Source organism: Streptococcus pseudopneumoniae ATCC BAA-960 = CCUG 49455 (genome assembly GCF_002087075.1).
Classification (GTDB): Bacteria; Bacillota; Bacilli; order Lactobacillales; family Streptococcaceae; genus Streptococcus; species Streptococcus pseudopneumoniae.
The window spans coordinates 1-8,367 of sequence record NZ_MWSM01000043.1; the positions used below are offsets into that span (position 1 = coordinate 1).

At 42.1% G+C, this 8,367-nt stretch carries 7 protein-coding genes; 1 reads left to right on the forward strand and 6 read right to left on the reverse strand.

Features of this window, described 5'->3' with window-relative positions:
- Positions 1 to 219: 219 nt before the first annotated feature.
- From aguB to B4W83_RS09470, 6 genes are read right to left on the reverse strand one after another with little or no spacing between them, the layout of a single operon-like run.
- Positions 220 to 1,095 carry an N-carbamoylputrescine amidase gene (gene aguB, locus B4W83_RS09445; protein ID WP_001246748.1) on the reverse strand — a complete coding sequence of 292 codons (876 nt, stop codon included), beginning with the start codon at positions 1,093 to 1,095 and terminating at the stop codon, positions 220 to 222.
- A 9-nt stretch (positions 1,096 to 1,104) separates the two neighbouring features.
- The gene (gene aguA / locus B4W83_RS09450) at positions 1,105 to 2,190 is read right to left on the reverse strand and encodes an agmatine deiminase (protein WP_000969482.1); all 1,086 of its coding nucleotides are present in this window, start codon (positions 2,188 to 2,190) and stop codon (positions 1,105 to 1,107) included.
- Complete coding sequence (nspC, locus tag B4W83_RS09455) at positions 2,187 to 3,314, reverse strand: carboxynorspermidine decarboxylase (protein WP_000764389.1); 1,128 nt, start codon at positions 3,312 to 3,314, stop codon at positions 2,187 to 2,189. Before nspC ends, aguA begins: the two co-directional genes overlap by 4 nt.
- Positions 3,314 to 4,573, reverse strand: coding sequence for a saccharopine dehydrogenase family protein (locus B4W83_RS09460; protein WP_000088751.1), 1,260 nt, complete (start codon positions 4,571 to 4,573; stop codon positions 3,314 to 3,316). The genes nspC and B4W83_RS09460 overlap by 1 nt, the downstream gene beginning before the upstream one ends.
- A complete protein-coding gene (gene speE, locus B4W83_RS09465; RefSeq protein ID WP_000366711.1) occupies positions 4,570 to 5,430 on the reverse strand; it encodes a polyamine aminopropyltransferase in 861 nt (286 codons plus the stop codon). The genes B4W83_RS09460 and speE overlap by 4 nt, the downstream gene beginning before the upstream one ends.
- Positions 5,431 to 6,891 carry an aminotransferase class I/II-fold pyridoxal phosphate-dependent enzyme gene (locus B4W83_RS09470; protein WP_000660993.1) on the reverse strand — a complete coding sequence of 487 codons (1,461 nt, stop codon included), beginning with the start codon at positions 6,889 to 6,891 and terminating at the stop codon, positions 5,431 to 5,433. It lies immediately after the preceding gene.
- Between the two features lie 710 nt (positions 6,892 to 7,601).
- Here B4W83_RS09470 and B4W83_RS09480 point away from each other — a divergent pair.
- Positions 7,602 to 8,297 (forward strand): VIT1/CCC1 transporter family protein, encoded by a 696-nt coding sequence (locus tag B4W83_RS09480; protein ID WP_000005257.1) that lies wholly within the window; start codon positions 7,602 to 7,604, stop codon positions 8,295 to 8,297.
- Positions 8,298 to 8,367 lie beyond the last annotated feature (70 nt).

The window sequence follows — 8,367 nt, forward strand, 5'->3', positions numbered from 1 at the left end:
GAAATCATCGTAAACGCTTCAGATTACGAATGAATTTGATTGTTGGTATTATCAATCATGAACTAGGATTCTAGTTTTGCAGGAAGTCTAGTATAAAATACGGACTAATCAAGATAAAAGAATAGTGAATCATAAAAATCCATTTACTAGATAACATTGTATCCTTATAGTTGCTAGTGAAAACGAGTCTAGCAGAATGAATCTCTCATTTCTCCCCTACTAGTCCGTAATGCGTTGATACATTTCGGGTCTTCTATCTCGAAACAAGCCCCAGTTTAGGCGCTCGCTTGCTCCCTTGTCTAGATCATAAGTAGCTAACAGAACAGCTTCAGCTTGTCTTTTAGCTTGCTCTAGAATAGCTCCTGTTTCGTCCGTCATAAAGGATGAACCGTAAAAGTCAAGACTGGAACTCTGTCCGCCATTTTCCTCACTTGGAATGACTTCCTCTAACCCATAACGATTGGCTGCGATGACTGGAACAATATTCGCTGCTGCATGCCCTTGCATAGTACGTTGCCAATGACCACAACTGTCTGTATCTAAGATAGGCTCTGAACCGATAGCGGTTGGGTAAAAGAGCAATTCAGCACCATTCAATGCAAGACAGCGCGCTGTTTCAGGGAACCATTGATCCCAACAGATTCCAATCCCAATCTTAGCATAGCGAGTATCCCAGACCTTGAAACCAGTGTTGCCAGGCGTGAAATAAAACTTTTCTTGATAATAATGGTCGTCTGGTATGTGGGTCTTTCGATAAACGCCCAGCACTTCCCCATCTGCATCAATAACGGCAATAGAGTTATACAAGACATTGCCATCTTTTTCATAGAAACTGATTGGTAAAACGACCTTTAGCTCCTTGGCAATGGTTTTAAAATGCTGAATAGCTGTATTGTCTGTCACCGATTGGGCATGCTGGTAGTAGTCATACTGACGTTCCTGACAGAAATAGGGACGTTCAAATAATTCGGGTAAAAGAATAATTTGTGCACCTTGTTCTGCAGCCTGACGTACTAAACGCTCTGCGGTTTGGATATTTGTTGTTACATCCTTGGCGCATTGCATCTGAATGGCTGCAACTCTTACATTTCTCATCTTTTTCTCCTATTCTGGGATTTGTTGGGTGATACAGTGAATATTACCACCACCTAAAAGAATATCTCTGGCTGGAATTCCGACAACTTTACGGTCTGGGAAACACTTACTGAGGATATCTAAGGCTACTTGATCGTTTTTATCTTGAAATTGGGGAACCAAGACAGCCTTGTTGGCAATATAAAAGTTTACGTAGGAAGCTGCTAGTCGTTCACCTGCGTATCTCTCTTCTTCTCCTTCTTCATAGATGTAGCCTGGCAAATCCTCTTTGGTTACAACTTGATGAAGAGCTGGAATTGGCAATTTATGAATAGTGAAGGGACGACCTTTTGCATCTGTTTCTTGCTCTAAAAGTTCGAGATCTGCTTTTGACATGGCATATTGAGGATCGCTTTTGTCGTCTGTCCAAGCCAAAACAAGCTCAGCAGGACCAACAAAGGCAGCAACGTTGTCAACGTGTTCATTGGTTTCGTCCTGATAAATACCATAAGGCAGCCAGATAACTTTTTCAGCACCAAGGCTTTCTAATAAGGTATTCTCGATTTCCTCTTTAGTCAGATGAGGATTGCGACCAGGACTAAGCAAGCAACTTTCAGTCACAAGAATGGTTCCTTGACCATCGCTGTGTATCGAACCACCTTCAAGTACAAAAGGTTTAGCATCATAAACAGGCATTTCCAAGGCCTCAGCAAAACGACTGGCTACTTGGTCATCGGCTTCGTAGTCTTGGTAGAGACCATCTACAGCTCCACCCCAAGCATTGAAAGACCAATCCACGGCTAATTTCTGGCCTTTGTCATTGACAAGAATGGTTGGGCCAGTATCACGCGCCCAGGCATCATTGGTGGGGATGTCTAAATAAACAACCTTATCTCCAAGATAAGATTGGGCTTCAGCTAAGTAGTCTTGGTCTACCAAAAGATAGACTTTTTCGCCTTCTGCTATAGTCTTGATAATCTGAGTAAATGCTCTTTTGGCAGCCTTTCCTTGAAAGGGCCATGAACCTGGTCGAGTCGGCCATATCATGAGAGTACCATGATGGGGTTCGTACTCTGCTGGCATACGATAGCCTAATTTTTTGGGACTGTCCATCATGATAATCTCCCTTTAAAATCTTGATAGCCAAAGGCTTTGACTAAGCTACACTCACCCTGCTCGTCCATAAGATAAAGACTTGGCAATCCAATACCATTAAAGGTATTATTTTTGACAAAAGAATAAATGGCCATGTCTTCGAAATAAAGTCTGTCTCCAATTTGGACTGGATTTTCAAAGCTATAATCACCAATTACATCACCCGTCAGACAAGTATTGGAAGAAAGTCTATAGGTATGGGCTTTATCCTGTGCCTCAAAACCATTTCTCAAAGGTGGACGATAGGGCATCTCAAGTACGTCAGGCATATGGCAGGTCGCAGAGGCGTCTAAAATCAAGATTTCCATACCGTTTTCTACAATATCCAATACTTCAGTTGCTAGATAACCTGCATTGAGCGCAATGGCTTCACCCGGCTCGATATAAACTTCAAGATTGTAAGTTTCTCGAATACGTTTGATTTCAGAAATCAGCAAATTCACATCATAGTCTTCTCTTGTGATGTGATGACCACCACCCATGTTGAGCCATTTTACTTCATGTAAATAAGAACCAAACTGCGCTTCTACTGCTTTCAAAGTTGTCTGTAAATCATCTGCTCCCTGCTCACAAAGGGTGTGAAAATGAAGACCATCCACCAAATCCAGCAAATCACTCGGTATCTTGTCTGAAGTTACGCCAAAACGAGAACCAGGTGCACAAGGGTCATAGAGCGCATGGTCACCCTGTGTTGAACATTGAGGATTGAGACGTAAACCAACACTGATACCAGCCTCACGACAACGCGAACCATGCTTACGCAACTGTCTCTCAGAATTAAAAACGATATGGTCTGTTATCTCAAGCAATTCCTCCAAGTCTGCATCCTTGAAAGCAGGCGCAAATACATGGACTTCACCAGGAAATTCTTCCCTTGCCAATTTGGCCTCATAGAGTCCACTAGCCGTTGTACCAGAGAGATATTGGCTAATTAGGGGATAGGTTTTGTAGAGGGAATATGCCTTCTGGGCAAGCAAAACCTTGCAACCAGCTTCTTCTTGTACATATTGTAGAATGCGGCAGTTTGCTTCTAACTTTGTCAAGTCAATGACGTAAGCTGGTGTTGGTACTTGTTCTAACTTCATTAGTCCACCATTTGTGGATTTTCAACCACAACCCATGGCAAACCATACTCATTCAAAGCTTCCATGAATGGATCTGGATCTAACTCCTCAAGGTTATACACTCCAGCTTGTTTCCAAGTACCGTTCATAACCAATTTTGTCCCAATCATGGCTGGAACGCCTGTCGTGTAAGAAATGGCTTGTGAACCAACTTCTGCGTAACATTCCTGATGGTCGCAAACATTGTAAATGTAGATGGTCTTTTCAACGCCATCTTTTACACCTGTAAAGATACATCCAATATTGGTTTTACCTACAGTACGTGGTCCAAGGCTGGCTGGATCTGGAAGCAAGGCTTTTAAGAATTGGATTGGAACGATTTCTTGGCCGTTAAAGTTAATGGTATCCGTACGAAGGAGCCCTACATTTTCCAAGCATTTCATATGTGTTAGATAAGATTGACCAAAAGTCATAAAGAAACGAATACGTTTGACACCTGGAATGTTTTTGGCCAATGATTCAATTTCTTCGTGGTGAAGGAGATACATATCTTTTTGTCCAACCTGTGGAAAATCATACTCACGCTTGATAGACATGGCTTCGACTTCGACCCATTTTCCATCTTCCCAGTAAGAACCTGGCGCAGAAACCTCGCGTAGATTGATTTCTGGGTTGAAGTTGGTCGCAAATGGATAACCGTGGTCACCACCATTACAGTCTAAAATGTCGATATAGTGGATTTCATCAAAATAATGTTTGAGAGCATAGGCAGAAAAGACACTAGTCACACCTGGGTCAAAGCCAGATCCAAGCAGAGCAGTCAAACCTGCTTCTTTGAATTTCTCCTGATAAGCCCACTGCCATGAGTAGTCAAAGTAGGCTGTAAAACCAAGTTCCTTGCAACGTTTCTCATAGATGGCACGCCACTCAGGATCTTCTGTATCCTCTGCCTCGTAGTTGGCTGTGTCGATATAGTGGACACCTGTTGCCAAACAAGCGTCCATAATGGTTAAATCTTGATATGGTAAAGCTACGTTCAAAACAGCTTCTGGTTTGTAGCTTTCAATCAGGGCAATCACTTCTTCTACCTTGTCAGCATCAAGAGCAGCTGTCTCAATCTTTGTACTTGTTTTGCCCTCCAGTTTAGCCTTCAAGTCATCACATTTTGACTTAGTACGGCTAGCAATCATAATTTCTTTAAACGTTTCGCTATCTTGACAAATCTTTGAAATAGCAACTTGGGCAACGCCCCCACATCCAATAACTAGTAAACGACTCATTTTTTTCCTTCCTCTTCTTCTAAAATGTCTTCAACATACTTGGGCAACATAAAGGCTCCCACGTGTAAGTTTGCAGTGTAGTATTCTGTGAAAAGCTGGCGTTCTTTCCAGCCTTCCTTGTCAAAATCTTTGACAGGGTGGTATTTTTTCGATGCAAATCCAAACAACCAATAGCCAGCTGGGCTAGTTGGAATATGGGCCTGATAGACTCGGCTGATTGGAAAGGCTTGATTGACCTTGCGGTGCATGCTTCGGCAAGCTGACTCATCCTCGTCAAAGAAGGGACTCCCATGCTGATAGATCATGATACCGTCTTCTTTAAGAGCCCGATAACTGTTACCGTAAAATTCCTTGGTAAAGAGCCCTTCCGTATGTCCAAATGGATCTGTCGCATCGTTGATGATAATATCGTAGTCATCTTCACAGTTTCGCAAAAAGCGTAGCCCGTTTTGATAGTAAATGGTAACACGAGGATCATCTAGCCCCGCAGCAAAGTCTGGGAAATACTCACGACAGACCTCAACCAACATCTCATCTGGTTCCACAATATCGATTTGCTCCAGTTCAGGATACAGTGTCAAAACTTGAGCAACACCACCGTCACCACCCCCAATAACCAAGACTTTCTTGGGATTTGGGTGGACAGCCATGGGAACGTGGACGGTCATTTCATTGTAGACAAAATCATCCGCATCTGAAAACAAGACGTGCCCATTTAAAATCAGTATTTTCCCAAAAGCTGGCGTATCCAAGACTTCGATATCCTGCCATTCACTTTTTCCAGCGTAGAGTTGTTTGGCAGTTCTCAGGGATAATTTCACATCTGGAGTATGAACTTCAGAAAACCATAAATCCATCTAGTTCTCCTTTCTCTTAATGACGTTGATGTGATTGACCTCGGGATCTTCCGTCCCTTGGAGGGAGCAACCACGTTCTTTGGCAAATTGAATATAGTCTACAATTTCTCGTGTAATGCGTTCTCCAGGAGCCAAGATAGGAATCCCTGGAGGATAACACATGACAAATTCTCCACAGACTTGATCGACAGATTCGTCCAAGGTCAAACTTCTTCTCTCTGAATAGAAGGCTTCCCGAGGAGATAACACCAACTCAGGCTGGATATATTCTCCAGCTATCAAGTCCTTCCCATCTCGTGAGTATAGTCTCTTTATATCAGCCAAAGCACCGACCAAACGCTCGATGTCTTGGATACGGTCACCAATCGAAATATAGGCCAAGATATTACCAATATCTCCAAACTCGATCTGAATGTCGTATTCGTCTCGTAGGAGGTCATAAACCTCTATACCTGTTAAGCCAATACCCTGAGTGTAAACTGACAACTTGGTTACATCAAAATCACATACCGAGACACCATCTATTAACTCTTTTGAGTAGGCATAGTAGCCACCGATAGCATTGATTTCACGGCGAGCATACTCGGATAGCTCAATGACCTTCTCAAACGACTCTTTACCACGAAAGACCAAGTTGCGACGCGAAATATCCAAACTAGCCATCAACAAATAAGAGGCGGATGTTGACTGGGTCAGGTTGATAATCTGACGTACGTATTCGGGATTCATCTGATTCCCGATTAAAAGAAGCGAACTTTGGGTCAAACTCCCACCAGACTTATGCATGGAAACTGCTGCCATATCAGCTCCTGCATCCATAGCAGAAATTGGAAGTTTATCTGTAAAATGCAAATGCGCTCCGTGGGCCTCATCTACCAAAACCATCATACCAGCTTCATGGGCCATTTCTGTCAATCCCCTTAGGTCTGAACAGATGCCGTAGTAAGTAGGATTGTTAATCAAAATGGCCTTGGCATCTGGATGGTTCTTTATGGCCTGGGCTACTCGGTCATTTTCAAGACCTAAAGCGATACCAATCTTAGGATCCACACTCATCTCGATATAGATGGGAATGGCACCACATAGAACCAGCGCATTGATAGCAGATTTGTGGACATTTCGTGGCAGAATAATCTTATCTCCTGCCTTGCAGGTTGACAGAATCATAGTCTGCACCGATGAAGTTGTTCCACCAATCATGAGAAAGGCATGGGCTGCTCCAAAAGCATCAGCTGCCAGCTCCTCTGCATCCCGAATAATCGAAATGGGGTGACCAAGATTATCCAAGGGTTTCATCGAATTGACATCAATGCCAACACATTTTTCACCTAACAGTTCGACAAGTTCTGGATTTCCCCGTCCACGCTTGTGACCTGGAACATCAAAGGGAACAATCCTTTTCTTGCGTAACTTCACCAAGGCCTCATAAATAGGGGCTTGGTTCTGATCTAACTCTTTCAAGACATACTCCTTTACCGTATTTTTAGCGCTTCAAGAAGACGAAGGCGACTAAAGGTTGACTCATGAAAAAAGAGCAGGATTTCACCTGCTCTGCAATCTTCTGACGTTTTTATGTTTGTTTCTGTTGAGTATGTCTGTTCCCGATGTTTCCTAACTCTCTAGTAGCAAATATTACGTACTTTATTGATCGTTTCACAAGATGACGTGTGCTTTCACCACACTAAAAATTTATGAATTAGGACAAACGTCCTAACATCAACTTATAAAAGTAGGCTTTTAACCCTATCAATAATGTGGTTTTTCAACCACGCTTCGGCATTCAACCCTGCCTGTCCGTAGGCATTTTTTACTCGGGTTTATATTTGCTAGAAAACATCATCTCATTTTCTAAGCTTTATTACTATATCATGTTTTTAAGAACTTGTAAAGCGTTTTACGAAAAAAATATAAAAAAGTTCGTAAAATATTTGGATTTTATTTGATTTCACACTAATTATTTTCTTGTAATCGATTATAAAGTGAACAAAATGATTATCGTATTTAATTTAAAATTTTTTATGCTATTCTACACTCTTTACCTTCGGTGTTTGATCTATCAGAGAAGATGTCGACATTTTTATATCATTAAAATCGTGCAACTTTTTTCAGATACTTTTAAAAGATTGATTTCCCTATATGTTTCCTTTATACTGGATAAAAAGGAGAATAGTATGTCAGAAACAAATCACGAAATCGATTCAAATTTTGCAGGTCGTTTAAATATTCTGCGTGCGGGTGTTCTTGGTGCTAACGATGGGATTATTTCCATTGCTGGTGTGGTTATTGGGGTTGCTAGTGCTACGAGCAATATCTGGATTATCTTTTTATCAGGATTTGCAGCTATTTTGGCAGGTGCCTTTTCAATGGCTGGTGGAGCATATGTATCCGTTTCAACTCAAAAAGATACCGAGGAAGCAGCCGTTGCGCGTGAGCAGCTCTTGCTAGACCAAGATATGGAACTAGCCAAAAAGTCCCTCTATGCTGCCTATATCCAAAATGGAGAATGTGAAACCTCTGCTCAACTCTTGACCAACAAAGCCTTTTTAAATAATCCGCTCAAGGCTTTGGTAGAGGAAAAATACGGTATTGAGTATGAAGAATTTACCAATCCTTGGCATGCTGCTATCTCTAGCTTTATTTCTTTTTTCCTTGGTAGCTTACCACCAATGCTGTCAGTAACTATTTTCCCAAGTGAATACCGCATCCCTGTTACTGTCCTTATCGTCGGTGTGGCTCTTCTTCTCACTGGTTACACTAGTGCCAAACTTGGAAAGGCTCCGACTAGAACAGCTATGATTCGGAACCTAGCTATTGGTCTCTTGACCATGGGCGTTACCTTCCTGCTCGGACAACTTTTCAGCATTTAATACTCTTCGAAAATCTCTTCAAACCACGTCAGCGTTGCCTTGCCGTATATATGTTACTGACTTCGTCAGT